This is a genomic window from Pyrobaculum calidifontis JCM 11548 (genome assembly GCF_000015805.1).
Taxonomy (GTDB): Archaea; Thermoproteota; Thermoprotei; order Thermoproteales; family Thermoproteaceae; genus Pyrobaculum; species Pyrobaculum calidifontis.
This window is the reverse complement of record NC_009073.1, coordinates 1,079,762-1,095,456: the sequence shown is the minus strand read 5'-3', so window position 1 is coordinate 1,095,456 and position 15,695 is coordinate 1,079,762. Positions and strand designations below refer to the sequence as shown.

General features: G+C 58.5%; 23 protein-coding genes and 1 tRNA gene. 13 read left to right on the top strand and 11 right to left on the bottom strand.

The window, feature by feature from the left end; genetic code table 11:
• Positions 1-33: 33 nt before the first annotated feature.
• Positions 34-495: a bifunctional nuclease family protein gene (locus tag PCAL_RS06235; RefSeq protein ID WP_011849859.1), complete on the top strand. Its 462-nt coding sequence runs from the start codon at positions 34-36 to the stop codon at positions 493-495.
• On the opposite strand, the gene PCAL_RS06230 is transcribed toward PCAL_RS06235, so the two are convergent.
• From PCAL_RS06230 to PCAL_RS06220, 3 genes are read right to left on the bottom strand one after another with little or no spacing between them, the layout of a single operon-like run.
• On the bottom strand, positions 482-721 hold the full coding sequence (locus PCAL_RS06230; RefSeq protein ID WP_011849858.1) for a KEOPS complex subunit Pcc1: 240 nt from the start codon (positions 719-721) through the stop codon (positions 482-484). The two genes, PCAL_RS06235 and PCAL_RS06230, sit on opposite strands and share 14 nt — an antisense overlap.
• Positions 702-1,766, bottom strand: a complete 1,065-nt coding sequence (locus PCAL_RS06225) for a hypothetical protein (RefSeq protein WP_011849857.1) — start codon at positions 1,764-1,766, stop codon at positions 702-704. The genes PCAL_RS06230 and PCAL_RS06225 overlap by 20 nt, the downstream gene beginning before the upstream one ends.
• Before the next feature lie 20 nt (positions 1,767-1,786).
• Positions 1,787-2,242, bottom strand: a complete 456-nt coding sequence (locus tag PCAL_RS06220; RefSeq protein ID WP_011849856.1) for a 30S ribosomal protein S15 — start codon at positions 2,240-2,242, stop codon at positions 1,787-1,789.
• A gap of 67 nt (positions 2,243-2,309) precedes the next feature.
• Between PCAL_RS06220 and PCAL_RS06215 the strand changes: the two genes are divergently transcribed.
• From PCAL_RS06215 to PCAL_RS06185, 7 genes are read left to right on the top strand one after another with little or no spacing between them, the layout of a single operon-like run.
• Positions 2,310-3,020 (top strand): SAM-dependent methyltransferase, encoded by a 711-nt coding sequence (locus PCAL_RS06215; RefSeq protein ID WP_011849855.1) that lies wholly within the window; start codon positions 2,310-2,312, stop codon positions 3,018-3,020.
• The gene (locus PCAL_RS06210; RefSeq protein ID WP_011849854.1) at positions 3,017-3,904 is read left to right on the top strand and encodes a deoxyhypusine synthase; all 888 of its coding nucleotides are present in this window, start codon (positions 3,017-3,019) and stop codon (positions 3,902-3,904) included. Before PCAL_RS06215 ends, PCAL_RS06210 begins: the two co-directional genes overlap by 4 nt.
• Positions 3,892-4,842 carry an MraY family glycosyltransferase gene (locus tag PCAL_RS06205; protein WP_011849853.1) on the top strand — a complete coding sequence of 317 codons (951 nt, stop codon included), beginning with the start codon at positions 3,892-3,894 and terminating at the stop codon, positions 4,840-4,842. Before PCAL_RS06210 ends, PCAL_RS06205 begins: the two co-directional genes overlap by 13 nt.
• Entirely contained in the window at positions 4,839-5,054 is a 216-nt protein-coding gene (locus PCAL_RS06200; protein ID WP_011849852.1) for a hypothetical protein, read from the top strand. Before PCAL_RS06205 ends, PCAL_RS06200 begins: the two co-directional genes overlap by 4 nt.
• Positions 5,029-5,172: a hypothetical protein gene (locus PCAL_RS06195; protein ID WP_193322553.1), complete on the top strand. Its 144-nt coding sequence runs from the start codon at positions 5,029-5,031 to the stop codon at positions 5,170-5,172. The genes PCAL_RS06200 and PCAL_RS06195 overlap by 26 nt, the downstream gene beginning before the upstream one ends.
• Positions 5,169-5,657 carry a Rab family GTPase gene (locus PCAL_RS06190; RefSeq protein WP_011849851.1) on the top strand — a complete coding sequence of 163 codons (489 nt, stop codon included), beginning with the start codon at positions 5,169-5,171 and terminating at the stop codon, positions 5,655-5,657. The genes PCAL_RS06195 and PCAL_RS06190 overlap by 4 nt, the downstream gene beginning before the upstream one ends.
• On the top strand, positions 5,654-6,475 hold the full coding sequence (locus PCAL_RS06185) for a hypothetical protein (RefSeq protein WP_011849850.1): 822 nt from the start codon (positions 5,654-5,656) through the stop codon (positions 6,473-6,475). Before PCAL_RS06190 ends, PCAL_RS06185 begins: the two co-directional genes overlap by 4 nt.
• 35 nt (positions 6,476-6,510) lie before the next feature.
• Here the strand turns inward: PCAL_RS06185 and PCAL_RS06180 are convergent, their stop codons facing one another.
• A complete protein-coding gene (locus PCAL_RS06180; RefSeq protein ID WP_193322552.1) occupies positions 6,511-7,197 on the bottom strand; it encodes a phosphoglycolate phosphatase in 687 nt (228 codons plus the stop codon).
• A gap of 47 nt (positions 7,198-7,244) precedes the next feature.
• On the opposite strand from PCAL_RS06180, the gene PCAL_RS06175 reads away from it, so the two are divergent.
• Positions 7,245-7,355, top strand: a tRNA-Asn gene (locus PCAL_RS06175).
• Positions 7,356-7,512: 157 nt separating this feature from the next.
• Here PCAL_RS06175 and PCAL_RS06170 read toward each other — a convergent pair.
• Positions 7,513-8,277, bottom strand: a complete 765-nt coding sequence (locus PCAL_RS06170; protein ID WP_011849848.1) for a hypothetical protein — start codon at positions 8,275-8,277, stop codon at positions 7,513-7,515.
• Positions 8,278-8,329: 52 nt separating this feature from the next.
• Here PCAL_RS06170 and PCAL_RS06165 point away from each other — a divergent pair, with 52 nt between their 5' ends.
• Positions 8,330-8,857 (top strand): THUMP domain-containing protein, encoded by a 528-nt coding sequence (locus tag PCAL_RS06165; RefSeq protein ID WP_011849847.1) that lies wholly within the window; start codon positions 8,330-8,332, stop codon positions 8,855-8,857.
• A complete protein-coding gene (locus tag PCAL_RS06160; protein ID WP_011849846.1) occupies positions 8,850-9,437 on the top strand; it encodes an alpha/beta fold hydrolase in 588 nt (195 codons plus the stop codon). The genes PCAL_RS06165 and PCAL_RS06160 overlap by 8 nt, the downstream gene beginning before the upstream one ends.
• Here PCAL_RS06160 and PCAL_RS06155 read toward each other — a convergent pair.
• A complete protein-coding gene (locus PCAL_RS06155; RefSeq protein ID WP_011849845.1) occupies positions 9,405-10,307 on the bottom strand; it encodes a dihydropteroate synthase in 903 nt (300 codons plus the stop codon). The two genes, PCAL_RS06160 and PCAL_RS06155, sit on opposite strands and share 33 nt — an antisense overlap.
• A 34-nt stretch (positions 10,308-10,341) precedes the next feature.
• Between PCAL_RS06155 and PCAL_RS06150 the strand changes: the two genes are divergently transcribed.
• Together PCAL_RS06150 and PCAL_RS06145 are read left to right on the top strand one after the other, a co-directional pair.
• The gene (locus PCAL_RS06150; protein ID WP_011849844.1) at positions 10,342-10,641 is read left to right on the top strand and encodes a hypothetical protein; all 300 of its coding nucleotides are present in this window, start codon (positions 10,342-10,344) and stop codon (positions 10,639-10,641) included.
• A gap of 22 nt (positions 10,642-10,663) precedes the next feature.
• On the top strand, positions 10,664-11,986 hold the full coding sequence (locus tag PCAL_RS06145; RefSeq protein WP_011849843.1) for a MiaB/RimO family radical SAM methylthiotransferase: 1,323 nt from the start codon (positions 10,664-10,666) through the stop codon (positions 11,984-11,986).
• On the opposite strand, the gene metG (PCAL_RS06140) is transcribed toward PCAL_RS06145, so the two are convergent.
• The 5 genes from metG (PCAL_RS06140) to PCAL_RS06120 are packed head-to-tail and all read right to left on the bottom strand — an operon-like array spanning position 11,904 to position 15,691.
• Positions 11,904-13,616: a methionine--tRNA ligase gene (gene metG / locus PCAL_RS06140; protein WP_011849842.1), complete on the bottom strand. Its 1,713-nt coding sequence runs from the start codon at positions 13,614-13,616 to the stop codon at positions 11,904-11,906. The genes PCAL_RS06145 and metG (PCAL_RS06140) overlap by 83 nt on opposite strands.
• Positions 13,617-13,641: 25 nt before the next feature.
• A complete protein-coding gene (locus PCAL_RS06135) occupies positions 13,642-14,256 on the bottom strand; it encodes a VTT domain-containing protein (protein WP_011849841.1) in 615 nt (204 codons plus the stop codon).
• A complete protein-coding gene (gene uppS, locus PCAL_RS06130; protein WP_011849840.1) occupies positions 14,253-14,957 on the bottom strand; it encodes a polyprenyl diphosphate synthase in 705 nt (234 codons plus the stop codon). The genes PCAL_RS06135 and uppS overlap by 4 nt, the downstream gene beginning before the upstream one ends.
• Positions 14,947-15,288, bottom strand: coding sequence for a methionine--tRNA ligase subunit beta (gene metG, locus PCAL_RS06125; RefSeq protein WP_011849839.1), 342 nt, complete (start codon positions 15,286-15,288; stop codon positions 14,947-14,949). Before metG (PCAL_RS06125) ends, uppS begins: the two co-directional genes overlap by 11 nt.
• A 4-nt stretch (positions 15,289-15,292) precedes the next feature.
• Positions 15,293-15,691, bottom strand: coding sequence for a hypothetical protein (locus tag PCAL_RS06120; RefSeq protein ID WP_011849838.1), 399 nt, complete (start codon positions 15,689-15,691; stop codon positions 15,293-15,295).
• Between the last annotated feature and the right edge of the window lie 4 nt (positions 15,692-15,695).

The window sequence follows — 15,695 nt, the reverse complement described above, 5'->3', positions numbered from 1 at the left end:
GAAAGATTTTAAGCACCTAGATATTCATCTACAATGGCTAGGTATTTAAAGGCTGAGCTCATCGACGTCGTTGAGACCGTGGACTCCTTTGGGCAAGTGGCGGGCATCATGTTAGTGGGGGCAGAGGAGTGGGGAGACAAGGCCCTCCCCATTGTGATCGGCGCCGCGGAGACTCTGTCCATTAAAAAGGGGCTGGGCGAGGTGGACTTCCCCCGCCCGCTAAGCCACGACCTCCTCGCCGAGATCCTTGAGGCGCTCGGCGCCACTGTGGAGAAGGTCACCATAGACGCGCTGGTGGCGAGCACCTATACGGCCACCGTGTATGTAAAAGACAGAGAGGGGAAAATACACACCTTCGACGCCCGGCCAAGCGACGCCGTCGCCCTCGCCGTGAGAGTAAACGCGCCCATATACGTGGCAGACAACTTGGAAAAATACGCCGAGGACATACGCAAGTATATCCCGCCACCGGAGGGGAAGGTCACTGAAGATTAATCTTTTCCACAAGCTGGAGGGCCCTCACCACGTCGTCCAAGGTATTTTTCAACGTGAGTATGTCCTCCGGCGACTCCACTACGTATACCACTTCTATATGCCACCTCCCGTCGACGCAGAGGTGCCTAATCTCCATGCCCCTTGGCAACTCCACGTCGTCTGGCCTCACCGCCTCTATGTACTCGCAGGAGAGCGGAGTCTCGATCCTACTCCTTAGCCTTCTCATAAGCCTTCAGGAAGTCCCCCCACCGCCCCGCCTCCACGTAGAGGAGGAGGTGCGTGGGGAATTCGAAGACTTGTCCCACCTCGGCGAAGAGGGGCGCGACAGCCTTCAGCCGGCCTTTGAGGCCGTGCGGTGGGACCACTGCCACGACAGACCCGCTGGGGGTTTCATATCTCAGCGCCGCCCATTGAGAGGACTTGGCAAAGTAGGAGAGGTATGGGGCTATCTTGTGGAGGTAGAAGGGGTTGCGGAGCGTGACCACACCCTCTCTGGCCCTCTTGACGACGTTGTAGAAGGCTTCGGCCAGGTTGAGCGCGTAGTCCTCCACGTCTTTGTCCACAAAGCCGGCGAGGTCTGCCTCAATTCTCTGCGCCACGTCGGCGGGGTTGAGAGTCGGCGAGTAGGGCCTCACGGCCTTGTCTAACACCGCGGTGTGAAAGCCCTCTGCGGCCACGGCGCCCAGGGCCCAGTCGAGGAGCGATATGGCCTCGTCCCGCGTCATCACCTCCAGCCGCTTGTCCTCTTCCACTGCTTTGCCAAATACCCCGGGCACGATGGGCAACGTGGAGAGGGACAGCGCCCTCTTCACTCCCCTCTTGAGGCCGGGAAACACCACGGCGAGCCTCTCGTCCCCCACGGCGAGCTCCTTGGGCACTTGGCAGTTGCGCTCACAGACGTCGACGCTCCACGAGTAGTGTCCAACGTACAGCGCCTTGTGCACGTGCCGCTCGAGGGGGGACAGGGAGAGGATTATGAGTGAGACCATGTGGCTTAGGGAGGTGGGCTCCACGGCCAGCTTCGCGTCGTCTACTCCCGCCTCGCCCTCGGCTATGTAGAACCCGTCGCACCTAAACCCTACGCAGACGCCTCTCTGGGGTGGCCAGTCCGCCACCGCCACGTGGGTGGTCTCACCTAGGGCGGCGGCGAGCGCGTAGGCGGCCATATACGCGTCGACGCTCCTCCTGACGAATATGGTCAAGGGGTTTTGCTTCAAGTACTCGAGGACCCGGTCTATGTGGTCGATTATGAAGTTTTTAAACGACTCCACGTGGTAGATGGGTCAAAAATTTAAGTTGCTAAGTGGGAGAGGGCCTCTGGGTTGTATACAAAGTCCTGTGGGATCTTCCCCACCCTCTTGTAATACTTTATCAGGCGGTGTATCTTCGACTCCACTAGCTGCAACCCTCTGCGAGACGCCATGTCCTTGGGGTGCTCCTCTAGGTGTTTCCTAATTCTCAAAGCGCGCCTAATCAAGTTGAGCAAGTCCTCGGGCAACTCCTGCTTTATCCCATGCTCCTCCAGTATTTTCGTGAGCTTTTTGCCAGTGATGGGCTTTACTAGGGGTATCCCGTACTGGTCTCTCAAAATTATGCCTATCTGCGACGGGGGAAATCCGCGTCTGGCGAGCTCCACCGCGAGCTGTTCCACCTCCTCCGGCGTGTACTGTATCCAAGTTGGCACTGTGGGGTGGGGAGGCCTCACCGAGCTGGAGCGCCCCTTCTTGTGACGCGACCTATGAGGCACATTGGGCGAAACTACACTATTTATAAACTTTTTACATGGAGCCGCCGTGGCAGAGCCCCCTCCCTGGATGTGGGACCTACCTCTTGTAAACTTATATAGTACAGACATTGTGGGGTTCATGTACGACGTGCCCTTCGTGGCGACGCCCGAGGTGGTGGTCAGGAGGATGCTCCAGCTCGCCCGGGTCCAGCCCGGCGAGATCCTCTACGACCTGGGGTCTGGGGACGGGAGAATTGTCATAATGGCGGCGAAGGAGTTCGGCGCGCGGGCCTTCGGCGTGGAGATTAGGAAGGACCTCTACGAGCAGTCAATGGCCAGGATCAAGGACTTGGGCTTGGCCGACAGAGCCACTATAATAAACGCGAGCTTCTTCGATGTAGATTTGTCAAACGCAGATGTGGTCACCATGTACCTCCTCACCAGCGTAAACGAGAGGCTCAAGCCGAAGTTGGAGAGGGAGCTCCGGCCCGCCACGCGGGTGGTCTCCCACGACTTCGAGGTGCCGGGCTGGCGGCCCGTGGTAGTGGAGGAGATATACGAGGAGTGGAGGAGCCACAAGCTGTTCTTGTACAAGGTGCCGGGGAAGGAGGTGCCCATGCCCGGCAAAGCCGTGGCCCTGGAGGACAAGTGGCTTAGGCAGGTGGCCGAGCTAGTGGACGGGTCCAGGTCGCTTGAGGAAATCGCGGCAAAGCTCGGGGTGACGATTAGGCGCGTCAGAGAGGCCGTGGAGGAGTTGAGGAAGCTCGGCGTTGTTGATGAGGTGAAGATAATTAAATGAGGGAAGTCGTCGAGTTGTACAAGAGGATAGGGGGTTTTCAGGCGCTACACGTCGCCCAAGCCTACGAAGTTCTAAAGGAGGCGCTGGGCGAGGCAGACGTGCGTTTTTTCTCCTTCACTGGCAACCTAGTGGCCACGGGGCTTAGGGAGATTATAGCCGAGGCTCTGAGGGAGAGACTCTTCAACGTGGTCGTCACTACCGCCGGCGCCTTAGACCACGACATAGCCAAGGCCATGGGGGCCTCCTACAGGCCCGGCTCCTTTGACTTAGACGACTACGAACTGGCCGAGAAGGGGCTTCACAGGCTTGGAAACGTGGTGATTAGCAGAGAGGAGTACGGCCCGTACGTGGAGAAGTTTGTGCTTCAGAGGTGTGAAAGGCTGTGGGGGAGGTCGCTGGCCACCTACGAGCTGGCCGAGGAGTTTGGGAGAGATCTCCCTGAGGACTCCATACTCGGCGCGGCGGCCAGGGCGGGGGTAAAGGTCTTTGTCCCCGGCATCGTCGACGGCGCCGTGGGGACCGCCTTGCTCACTTGCAACGACTTGGCGAGGGTCAGGAGAGGCGGGGCGAGGCTTGTGGTAGACGTGTTAAAGGACGAGGAGGCCCTCAGGGAGATTGTGCACGGGGGCAAGAGGCTGGCCGCGCTCATCGTCGGCGGGGGCATCAGTAAACACCACGTAATTTGGTGGGCACAGTTCAAGGGCGGCCTCGACTACGTTGTTTACATCTCCACGGCTGTTGAATACGACGGCTCTCTAAGCGGCGCCCGGCCGAGGGAGGCGGTGAGCTGGGGGAAGGTCAAGCCCACGGCTAAGAGCGTGTACGTCTACGCCGATGCGACCCTCGTACTGCCCATACTTCTAAAGGCGCTATGTGGCAAATAGCCCTGGCCTTCTTTGGGGGCGTGGCCTTTGGGTGGTGGTGGGTTAAATACCAGAGGGCAGCGGGCATCACCTCCCGCGACGTCTATAAGGGCATAGACGGCGTGCCGAAGGCGGGGGGGCTTATGGCAGTGGTGGGGGCCGCCCTGGGCTACCTGGCGCTTGCCCCCCAGATCCCAGAGGCTCTGCTCGTCTTCATCGCGGCGCTTATAATCGGCATGTTGGGCCTCTGGGACGACTTGAGGGGGGTCAGCGAGTACGTGAGAGTGTTTGTGCCGCTCCTCGTGGCGCTTGTGGTGGCCAGGGCCCTTGGCGAGGTGAGACTCACCCTCCCCCTGGTGGGGCTGTTCTACGGCGCCACCGGCTGGTTTTCAGTGCTGGCGATCCCGGTGGTGACAAATGCCTTCAACATGTTGGACCCAGTAAACGGCTTTTTGCCCATGGCAAACGTGGCGGTGGCCCTCGCCTTAGCCGCCGTGGCGTATGTCAGAGGCGACTTAGGCGCCGTAATGCTGTTGTTAGTCCACGCAGCGGCCGCGGCGGCGCTCTACGTCTACAACAGGTACCCCGCCAAGACCTTCAACGGTAACGTGGGTAGCTACTTCCTGGGCGCCAGCATTTCCACGGTAGCCGTGGTGTACGACCTAGTGGCCTACCTAGTGCTCGCGGCTCTCCCGTTTATTACAAACGGCGTGTTGATAATCTTCTCCTCGGGCGGCATAAAGGGGCGTGAGAAAATCCAGAGGCCCACAAGGGTGGAGGGCGGGGTGGTGCAACAAGACTGCTCCTCCCCCATAGTCTCTCTGGTTAGGCTGGCAGTCTCGGAGAGGGCCATGTCGGAGTATGAGATATTTAAGGCCCTGACTCTGGCTGTGTTGACCACTTCCCTCCTAACGGCGGCGCTGGCGTTTATGCTACGTGCATACTCGCTACCGGTATGAAGAGGCTACTGGCCTACACGCTGTGGTCCTACGCGGCTCTCCTGGCCCTACTGGCGCTGGGGTCCTCCCTTCTGAGGCTCCTCAGGGCGAGGCTCGTGGACGGGCTGACTCTAGGCGACCTCGTGCTAGTGGCCGCCGTTCTTGTATACGGGTTTGCTATTTATACCTCCGCATTGGTGGTAATACGTGGCACTTGCAAAAGAGGACATTGAGACGTTGAAGTGCATCGCCGGTGCTGAGGAGTGGGATTTTTGCACACGGGCGAGGCGCTTGAGGGCAGAGGTGGCTAGACTGGAGTCGAGGATAGCTGGCTTGTTGGAGAATATATGAAGAGGTACTCGGCGGCTGTGCTCGGCGTAGGCGGCGTGGGCAAGACCACGTATATATACAGGCTGTTGGGCCTCTCGCTGAGGCCGAGGACTACCCTGCGCCCAGGCCTCTACAGGCTCTACTTAAACGACAGAGAGATAGACCTCGTGGACGTGCCAGGCCAAGCTGCGCTGGAGGTGGCGAGAAACTTCGCACGGACGTGGACCTTCTATGTGGACCTCATGATCTACATGTACGACCTCACTGACCAAGCCACGCTCTACGCAATAGCCGAAATCCACAGCGCCCTGCTCGACAGAGGCATCCAGCCCTACAAAAACGTCGTCTTAGTGGGAAACAAGCGCGACTTAGCCGAAGAGCTCGGCATCTTCATAGAAGGAGACGAAATCGCCACAGCAATAGGTGCGCAGAAGATATACTACATATCGGCCCTAAAAGACCACATATCCGCCTTATACAAGCCCGTAGAGGAAGTCCTGCCATGATACCCCGCGGCGACATTCTACGGGGCGTAAGAGATACGCCACTGGTGGCCCTCCTCCTCGAATTCGAGGAGCTCAAGCCTTCCCCAAAGCTGAGGCCCCTCCTAGAGCTACTGGCAGAACTCGGCGTATTAGCCAAGAGGGGAGACGCCTACGTTAAAGCCGATGCGAGGCCTCCCACAGGCGAGAAAAGCGCGCTGTCTGAGGCCATAGGCGTAGTGCTACACCAGCTCGTAGTCCCACACCTCGCCTCTGGGGCAACCGCTACTAGGCTGACTCCTGAGCTTAAGCAGAGTTTGTACATCTACACGTCCATATTCCAGACGTTGAGAATCGTCGCGGCGCAAGAGCTACTGAGATACGGCGGACTGACGCTCGTCGCGGGGTGGTTCCCCTGCGGCTTCTCCTCCGAGCTCATGTCCATCTCGGGGAGAGACGTGGTGATAGTAGAGGAGCGGGAAGATCTACTAACCCTCGAGATAGACAGGCTCTCCCTACTCCCACTAGCCGCGGCCCCTGTCGAGGAGGGCTTGGCCCCGGCGAGCTTCTACTCCTTCGAGGTAATGCCGCTGGGCGAGGTGTCCCAACTCGTCGATAAGTATGGAAAATTCGACACAGCCATTGTATGCGGAAGAGGCGTAGACATAGACGCCGTGAGGAGAGCCGCAGAGGAGGTCTACTACATACACATAGGCGACAAGGCCCTCAGCACTTTAAACAGCCTCGTGCTAAAAAGTCTAGGCCTCCAGCCGCCCACCGACGAGGCGCCAAAGGCGCCTAGAAGAGGCAACCTAGACGGCTTTGAAATATACATATGGTAGAGGACGCTAACACGGCGTTCCAACGATGACGGCGACTAGGGCGTACACGCCTCCCCCGACAAGATCAACTCCACAGCCTCTTTAAACCCCAGCCCGCTTGGGCCCTCCGCCACGTACCTCGCCGCGCGCTTGGCGGCCGGCGTGGCGTTGCCCACCGCGATGCCCCACCCCACCTCCAACATGCCCACATCCACGTCGCTGTCCCCCACCGCCGCCACTTGGTGGCAAGGCACCCCAAACCTCTCGCAGAGCCACCTCACCGCGGTGCCCTTGTCAACGCCGGCGGGCCTCACATGGATGGCGTACCCACTCGACTCCACCACGTACCCCGGCCCAACTGCCGCCCTCACGAGCTCCACGGCATTTGCCGCCTTGGGCACATAGGCCAAGTCGTACTTCCTACACTTGTTCTGAGGACTCGGCTCAACAGCCCCCGTGGCCAACACCGCCCTATCCACAGCAGACATGTCCCCACTACACAGCTCATAAGTCACACCATCGACGTGGACAAGGCAGCCGTTTTCTGCAATGACGTCCCTCACCCCAAGATACCTAGCCACAGTGAGGGCGAAGTCCAGGCCGTTCGCCGTAGCCAACACAACCCGAAGCCCCGCGTCACGCGCCCTCCTCAGCGCCAAGAGAGCCTCCACAGACAACTCATAGGTGTTACGGCTCAGGGTAAGAGTCCCATCCAGGTCTACAACAAGCACCTTACACCCCACGCCAAGCCGATGCTCAAAGTTTAAAAACACATACATACCCAAACCCAGCCGCCGTAGCTCAGCCCGGTCAGAGCGGCGGGCTGTTAACCCGTAGAGCCAACGGCGCGGAAGTCCCGGGTTCAAAAGGGAAACCCCTGAGACTCCCGGCGGCGGCGCCATATTTTTATTATCAATCTCCATTTTACAGTTGTAAGAATTTTAGTCTTTGAAAATTGTGGTCCTAAAATTGTATAACAGGAAATTTACATGGAGAAGAGAATAACTAATGTGGCAGATGCCTATGCTTGTTTGTGCTTCTAGTAGCGCCAACCGAGGTCAGCCTGTCTTTTTTTGGCTTAGGAGGATGTCGAGGGACTTCTTTTCTAGGGTGGAGAGGTTTTCGTTGATGGCTTTGCAGCCGGCGGCTTGGCTTTGTTTACACTTCTCGTATCTGCCTAGCGCTGCTTTGGCTTTTTCGCTGTCTGGAGGCTCTTCTCTCCTGGCGAGGGCCTTCAGCGTTTTGACGGTCTCTGCCACACAGTCTGGGTCTGGGCCTTCGGATCTGTCTACTTCGCCGCCTTTCCTGTAGCTGGCCATGTGTACTGTGCATGTGGTCTCGTCGTATGAGACTTCTACCTTGTCTGCGTTTTGGAAGATGGCGGCTTTGAGGGTTGAGGTTATGGCTTCTTCGACACGGGAGGCGTATCGGAGGAGTCTTAGGCCTAGTCTCACCGACCTCTTGTCTAGCCGGCCTAGTAGCTTGTAGGCCACTTTTTTGAGGTCTATCAAGTCTTCGTAGGTGAGCTGACGTGGGTCTTTGTCCAATAGTTCGTCTACTCTGTCTAAGTCCTCGGCGGTTAGGGGGCCTGGGATTGACACATTTTTCAGGGCCGCAGCCTCCACCTCCGTTATAAGCCCTTTGGATACTAGGAGGGAGGTGAGGAATTCTACTAACACGTAGTCTCTCTCCCTCTTTCTTATGACTTCGGCGTAGAGGGGTATGAGGTACACCTCTAGGGACTTTATTAGCCTGTACACCACCACTCCCAGTAGCGCCACGGCTATGGCCACTGCGGCTAGGGCGGCTGTTACAAAGTCCATGTCACTTACTTGCCGTATAAAAAAGTTTATTACATCGCCCGTGTGGTTTGCCGTGAGTTGGAACTTAGTTGTAGCCACTGGGTGGCGGCAGGAGAGACTCTGCATGGAGGAGCTGTACAGGGTGGGGGACGTAGTTGGGAGGAGGGTAGAGGAGGTGTGGTTTACTGGGTTTGACGGTCTGCTGACGGCGAGGGTGGACGGGGACTCCGTGGAGTTTGTGAAGCTGTTAATCGACGTGGTTCAGGCGGGGTACTACGTCCCTAGGTATATCCTCCGGGCGACGCCTATCATGGCCGTGGTGAAGACCGACTTGGATGAGATACAGAAGGTGGTGGGGGAGCTGGCGGAGCGGTTTATAGCGCCCGGCGAGACTTTTAAAATTGAGTTGAAGAAGCGGGGGGTAAAGTTCGACCGAATGGCCGTAATTGAGTATGTGGCTAAGGCGGTGAATAGGAAGGTCAACCTCACCAGCCCGGACAAGGTGGTGTGGGTGGAGATGTTCCCCTCGCGCACTGGCGTCTCTGTGATTCGGGAGAGCGAGAACTTCTCGCTGATGAAGGCCCGGGCGGCGCATGAATGAGCGGTATATAACGGTTGAGGGGAGACAGGTGCGCGTGGTGCAGGGGGGCTCTGGGAAACCCCTTGTGCTTCTCCATGGGTGGTCTTTTAACGCAGACGACTGGGTCAACAGCGGCATTTTTGCGAGGCTGGCCGCCTCCTACGAGGTCTACGCCGTGGATATGCCCTACGGCGTTAAGACCAAGAGCGAGCGGTTTCAGGCGCCTAGGCCGGAGTACGCCAAGTTTCTGAGGCGGGTCTTAGATGCGTTAGGACTTGTGGATCCGCCGCTTGTGGGGCCCAGCGCGTCGGGGGAAGTGGTGCTGTGGTACGTGGCCATGGGCCTGCCCACTAGGGCCGCGGTGGTGGTGGGGCCCGTGGGGCTTAGGGGGGAGCTCTTGGAGAAGCTCGCCGAGGTGGACACGCCCATATTGGCCATATGGGGGGAGCGGGACGAAATTTCGCCTCCGTCCAACGCAGAGCTGTTGAGGGGGAGGCGGGTGGAGAAGGCGGTGATTAAGGGGGCGGGCCACGCCGCTTATTTAGACAAGCCGGAGGAGTTTGTCTCACTAGTGGTCAAGTTTTTGGAAAAGGTCTACTAGCGCCTTTGCGAAAGCGGCAGCCTGCCTAGTCTCCTTCGGGTTGTGTGTCCTCACCACGTGTGCCCCGTGTAGCACTGCGACGGCCTCTGCAGCCAGCGAGGCTGGGAGCACTTCGTCGGGGCTCTCCGCGCCGACGATTCGCCTTAGGAAAGACTTACGCGACACGCCTATTAGGATGGGCTTGCCGAGCCTCCTCAGCTCTCTCAAGTTGGCGAGTATGTGGAGGTCCCACTTCCACCAGGGCCACTTCTCGTCCCCGTGCCTATACTCGCCTTTTACCACGTAGGGCTCGTCTCTCGGGGGCAGTAGGGGGAAGCCCACGCCGGGGTCCACCGCTATCTTCCTGGGGTCTACTCCACAGCGCTGGAAGTGCTCCACCGACTCTCTAAGTGCGTCTAAAACCCTCTGGATGGGGGCCACGCCCCTCCTCGCCTCCCTCTCCCTGGCCAACAACACCACTGAGGCGTCGTGCTCGGCGACGACGCGGCACATGTCCGGGTACAGCTTGCCGCCTGTGACGTCGTTTATCACCTCTGCGCCGACCTTAAGCGCGTAGCGCGCCACCTCTGGCCTGTAGGTGTCCACGCTCACTGTGGCTTTTACAGATTTTACAATGTCGGGGAGCACTGCCTTTAGCCTCTCCAGCTCCTTCTCCGGCGGTATCCAGGTCTCTAGGTAGGGGGCTGTGGACATGGCGCCTACGTCTATAATGTCGGCATACTTCTCGAGCCCCAGCGCCCTCTCCACGGCGTTTTCCACAGCCACTGACCCCTTGTAAAACGACTCGGGGGACAGGTTTAACACGGCCATTATCCTCACGGGGAGCCCGTCCCCCACCTCTACTCTCCCCAGAACCCCCCTTATTTCCATGACAACGTTTTTATTAACCGCGTATATAACGTTGATGAAAGTTGTACGTAGTAGAGCGTACGTGTTTGAAGGCGAGTTGCCAGAGGAGGTGGTTACTCTGCTGGAGAAGTGGGGCCGGCTGGTCAAGAGGGGGGAGGTCGCCGTGTATTCCATGGACAGCGGAGAGGTTAAGGTGAAGAAAGTGGCAGAAGACCCGGCGAAGGTGGTGAGGCGGTTGTACATAAGCCCAGGGTGTGGGTGCCTCGTGGAGTTGGACGAGGTGAGAGACTTCGAGGGGGGGCAAGTCCGCTACTCCCTGGCGAAGAAGAGGCTGTGCCCGGAGCATCAGACTTAAATCAACAAGTCGCAGTGCAACTGTGGCTAAGGCGTACGTCGAGGCCTTTGGCTGCTGGCTTGCGAAGGCTGACGCAGAGGTAATTAGGCAGAGACTCGGCCTCGTCCCTGTGGCAAGGCCGGAGGACGCCGACGTTATACTTGTCTACACATGCGCCGTGAGAGAGGACGGCGAAGTTAGACAGTTGGCCAGGATAAGGGAGTTGGCGGGCCTTGGGAGAGAGATGATTGTGGCTGGGTGCCTCGCCCGCTTGAGGCCTCACACTGTGAAGAGCCTTGCGCCACACGCCGAGTTGATCTACCCCTCGCAGGTGGAGGGCGGGAGGGAGAGGGAGATGAGAGTCCTCCCACGGTTTGAGGGCGGCCTCGTCTACGTTGTCCCCCTTCAAGTGGGCTGTCTGGGGAACTGCACCTTCTGCGCCACTAAGTACACGAGGGGCGGCGCTGGGTATGTCAAAAGCGCAGACCCCGACGAGGTGATACGCCACGTGAAAAAGGCCGTGGAGGGGGGCGCCAGGGAGATCTACCTCACGGGGCAAGACGTAATTACGTACGGCTTTGACGCAAGGTGGAGGAGTGGGTGGACTCTGCCCGACCTCTTGGAGCGGCTGTTGAGAGAGGTGGACGGGGAGTACAGAGTGCGCATTGGCATGTCTGAGCCGTGGGTCTTTGAGCGGTTTGCAGACCAGATATTGGACATCGTGAAGCGCGACCGGCGGGTGTATCGGTACTTCCACCTCCCCGTCCAGTCTGGCAGCGACAGAGTGCTCAAGGCCATGGGGAGGCGCTACACGGTGGACGAGTACAAGGAGCTTATACGCAAGATTAGGCGCGTCTTGGGCGAGCCGGTCTTCATAGCCACAGACATAATTGTGGGATTCCCGGGCGAGGAGTGGGAGGACTTCTTGGCCACGGTGAAGCTGGTGGAGGAGTTGCAGTTTGACAAAGTCCACGTGGCTCGGTTTAGCCCTAGGCCTTTCACAGAGGCTGCTGTTATGCCGCGCCAAGTGCCGGACGCGGAGAAGAAGCGGCGTAGCAAAATCCTCTCAGAGGTCGCCCTCAGAGTGGCCCACCTCAGAAACGGCGCGAGGGTGGGCTCTCGCGACGTGGTGTTAATAACCGAGGTGGACCACGGCTTAGTGGTGGGGAGGGCCGGCGACTATAGGCAGGTGGTTGTGAAGAGGGGGCCCGGCGACGGGCTCCTGGGCCAGTTCGTCGAAGTGGTGGTGGCCGGGGCTGGGCCCGTCTACCTATACGGCGACGTCATAGGAGAGCTTGTTCCCAGGGGTACTTCTTCGACGCCTTCTCCCTCTTCATTTGCTCAAGAGCTTGCAACATCTTCTTAACCTCGTCCTCCCCCACTTTTCTGAACAGGGGCTTTACCTCCCCCAGCTTGACCCCTGGCGCCGGCTCCCTCAGCGCCTCGTCCCACGTGAGGGAGGCCGGCCTCCCCATCATCTCCCACATCTTTTCAACGCTCTCCGGGATCACTGGCGCCAAGCCCGCGGCGAGCATCTTCAGCGACCAGTAGGCGTGGTACATCACCGCGTTAGCCTCCTCCGGCCGCGTCTTTAGCAAGTCCCACGGCGCCCTCGCGTTGAGGTACCTATTGCCCTCTCTCGCAATTTCGACGACGGTGTGGAGTGCGTCTTTTAGCTCCACGGCCTCGTAGTGCCGCTCGGCCTTCTTAAACAGCTGGAGCGCCGCTTGGAGAAAGCTCTTGTCCTCCTCCTGCGGCGTGCCCGGCGGAGGAACGACGCCGCCCATCCTGCTCTTTATAAACGACAAGACTCTATTGACGTAGTTCCCCACGTCGTCGTTTAAGACCTTGTTTACAATTTCAAGGGCCTGGGCCCAGGTGAAACTCGTGTCTCTATTCTCCGGCCTTATGTAGACTAAGATGAACCTCCAATAGTCCGCTGGGAGTAGGTGGAGGGCCTCGTCTATCCATATGCCCCACCTCCTGCTTTTCGAAAACTTGTCGCCCTCGTAGAGGAGGTACTCAGTGGAGGCCGTGGTGGTGGGCAGAGTGTACCCGCCGCCGTTGGCCAAGAGCAGGGCGGGGAGTATAATCACGTGGAATGGGATATTGTCCTTGCCCACGAAGAATATTATCTTCGTGTCGGGGTCGCGCCAGTACTTCTCCCACTCGGACTCCTTCCCCAGCCTCTTGAAGTGCTCGACCACGGCCGATATGTAGCCCAGCACGGCTTCAAACCAGACGTAGATAGTCTTGCCCTCCGCCCCCGGGAACGGCGCGGGGATGCCCCACTTGTTGTCCCTAGTGACTGCCCTTGGCTTGAGACCCTCCTTCAGCATCGCCAGAGACATCTCCTTGGCGTTTTGGGGGAGGTGGGGGTTCTCCTCCACGTATTTCCTAATCTTGTCCTCCAGCCTCCTTAGGTCTAGGTACCAGTGCCTCGTGAGGCGCCACTCAGGCTTAGAGCCGCATACGGCGCAGCGGGGCTCTACCAGCTGCTTTGGGTCTAGGAGGCGGCCGCAGTTCTCGCACTGGTCTCCCCTCGCCCTCTCGTAGCCGCAGTAGGGGCACTTCCCAATAATGAATCTGTCGGGGAGGAAGATCTTGTCTCTGGGGCAGTAGGGCATCTCCTCGTCTTTGGTGAATATGTACCCGTTCTCGTATATCCGCTTGAAGAACTCTTGGACAAACGCCACGTGGGTCTCAGAGTGGGTGTGAGTGTAGAGGTCGAAGGATATGTTCCACCTCTTGAAAAGCTCTGCCACCACCCCGTGCATTTTGAAGGCATACTCCGCGGGGTCGACGCCGAGTTGAATTGCCTCAACCTCAATCGGCGTGCCGTGCATGTCGCTGCCAGAGACAAAGACCACGTCGTGCCCCCTCAGCCGTAGGTACCTGGCATATACGTCAGCGGAGAGGACAGAGCCTATCATGTTGCCGAGGTGAGGCACTGTTTGTACATACGGCCAAGCCGAGCCTATGACGTACTTAGCCACGGAGGTGGGCAACAGTGGTATTAAATTATTTTCTTGAAAACGCCGACTTAAACGCAGCCTTTAAAGCCGCCTTGGCCCCCTCGGCCTCGTACGCCTGGAGCACTGCGGACCACCTTACCCTCGCCACTAGCACAGAGCCTAAGACCGCCAGCCCAATGGTCAGCGCCACCCCAGCGACACCCAGCGTGTCTAAAAAGAGGCTGCCCAGCTCTCCGAAGAAGAACACCAGGATTACGGCCAAGACGGCCTTTCCAGCCAACACGGCAACAAAGAAGCGCCTCAAGTCGTATCCGGCCATGCCCAGCGGTATGTACAAGACGTCATCTGGCAGTGGAGATGCGGCAAAGGCCACGACCGCCAAGTCTATTCCCCACTTCGAAATTTTCTCAAACAACCTCTTGGCGTACTCCGCCTCTCTGCCCATGACAGCCTCGCCTATCTTACGACTTGTAAAAAACACCACGACTTTCCCCAGGGCAGCGCCCAGCGCCACCGCCAAGGCGGCCGCCGCTAAATCGGCCAAATTGTGGCTTGTCGCAACACATACGGCCACAAGAGTGTAGCCGGGCAGGTGGGCCAGGGGCACCGCGTGAGATATAAACACCGCGAGGAACAGCCCCCAGAGCGGGCAGTGGATCACCTGCCGAACCGCCTCTGCCTCCTCGAGTACTCCTCCACAATGTAGGCCAAGTCCTCCCTCTCTACCTCGGGCCAGAGCTTGTCTAAAAACACCAGCTCCGAGTACGCCGTCTGGTAGAGGAGGAAGTTGCTGAGCCTCTTCTCCCCGCCTGTCCTCACCACCACGTCGGGCTCTGGGTTGGGCAAATCCCTCGTGTCTAAACACTGGAAGAGAGACTCCTCAGTTACCTCGGCCAGCTTCACTTCGCCAGATAAAAGCCTTTTCACACATCTCACAATCTCGGCGCGGCCCCCGTAGCCCAGGGCGAGGGTCAAGTGGTAGTTGCCGTAGTTCTTTGTGGCAGCCTCCAGCTCCTCGGCCCACTTTACAACTCTACTGGGCAAAAGCGACATGTCTCCAATGAATCTGACTCTTACTCTGTTCTCATGGATGAGGGGGTCCTCCAGAGTCTTCCGAAGCTCCTCCTCGAATATTCTAAAGAGGATCTCGAGCTCTAGGCGGCTTCTCTGGAGGTTCTCAGTGGATAGGGCGAAGAAGGTGACGTTCTTAATCTCCCGATACTCAAGGGCCCAAAGCAGGAACGACCTCACCTTCTCCACGCCCCTCTTGTAGGCGTGGTAGAAGTCTAGTCCGACCTTCTTGGCGTATCTCCTATTGCCGTCGGGTATTACTGCGATGTGCGTGGGGATTTTAACATACATGCTCCCCCACGTGCTCGTCACCGCCTCTCTCAATGGTCAAGAGGACTGGCTTGTCGCAGGTGGCCAGCAACATGCCCTGGCTCTCGATGCCCATGATCTTCCGGGGCTGGAGATTTGCCACAACTACCACGTACTTCCCCACCATCTCCTCAGGCTTGTAGTACTCCGCGAGGCCGGCCACTATCTGCCTCTTCTCAGTGCCGATGTCTACCACCAGCTTTAACAGCTTTTTTGACCCCTCCACCCGCGAGGCCTCCACTACTTTCCCCACGCGGAGCTCGACGCGCTTAAAGTCGTCGATGGTAATGGCCATGCCGCCTTCTCGGTCCATGTATTTAAAGGTTAAGCTTAAAATCTCTATAGGCCGCGCCCACGGTGTAGACCACCACTTCCTCAAGCCTAACCTCCCCCACGGCGTGGTATTTAAACAAAATGGCCACCCCCTGCACCAAGTGCACATATCCCACTCTCTCCACGAACCCCTCCTTGATCTCCTCTCTCGCGGGCAACACGTTGGCGAAGTCCCCAGCCGACGTGGCCAAGTAGACGTCCACTCGCTCGAAGAGGCCGTCCCGAGTAGTTCGGCAGGGGAGGTAGATGGGGCCGTCTGAGTGTACGTGTCTAATGGGCGCGCCGATCTGCTTCACCTTTGACACCACGTAGTTGACCGTTTGCCCCACCTGCTCCTTTGAGGCAAGTGGGACGACTATGATGGCCGGCGGAGCTGTGATCACACGC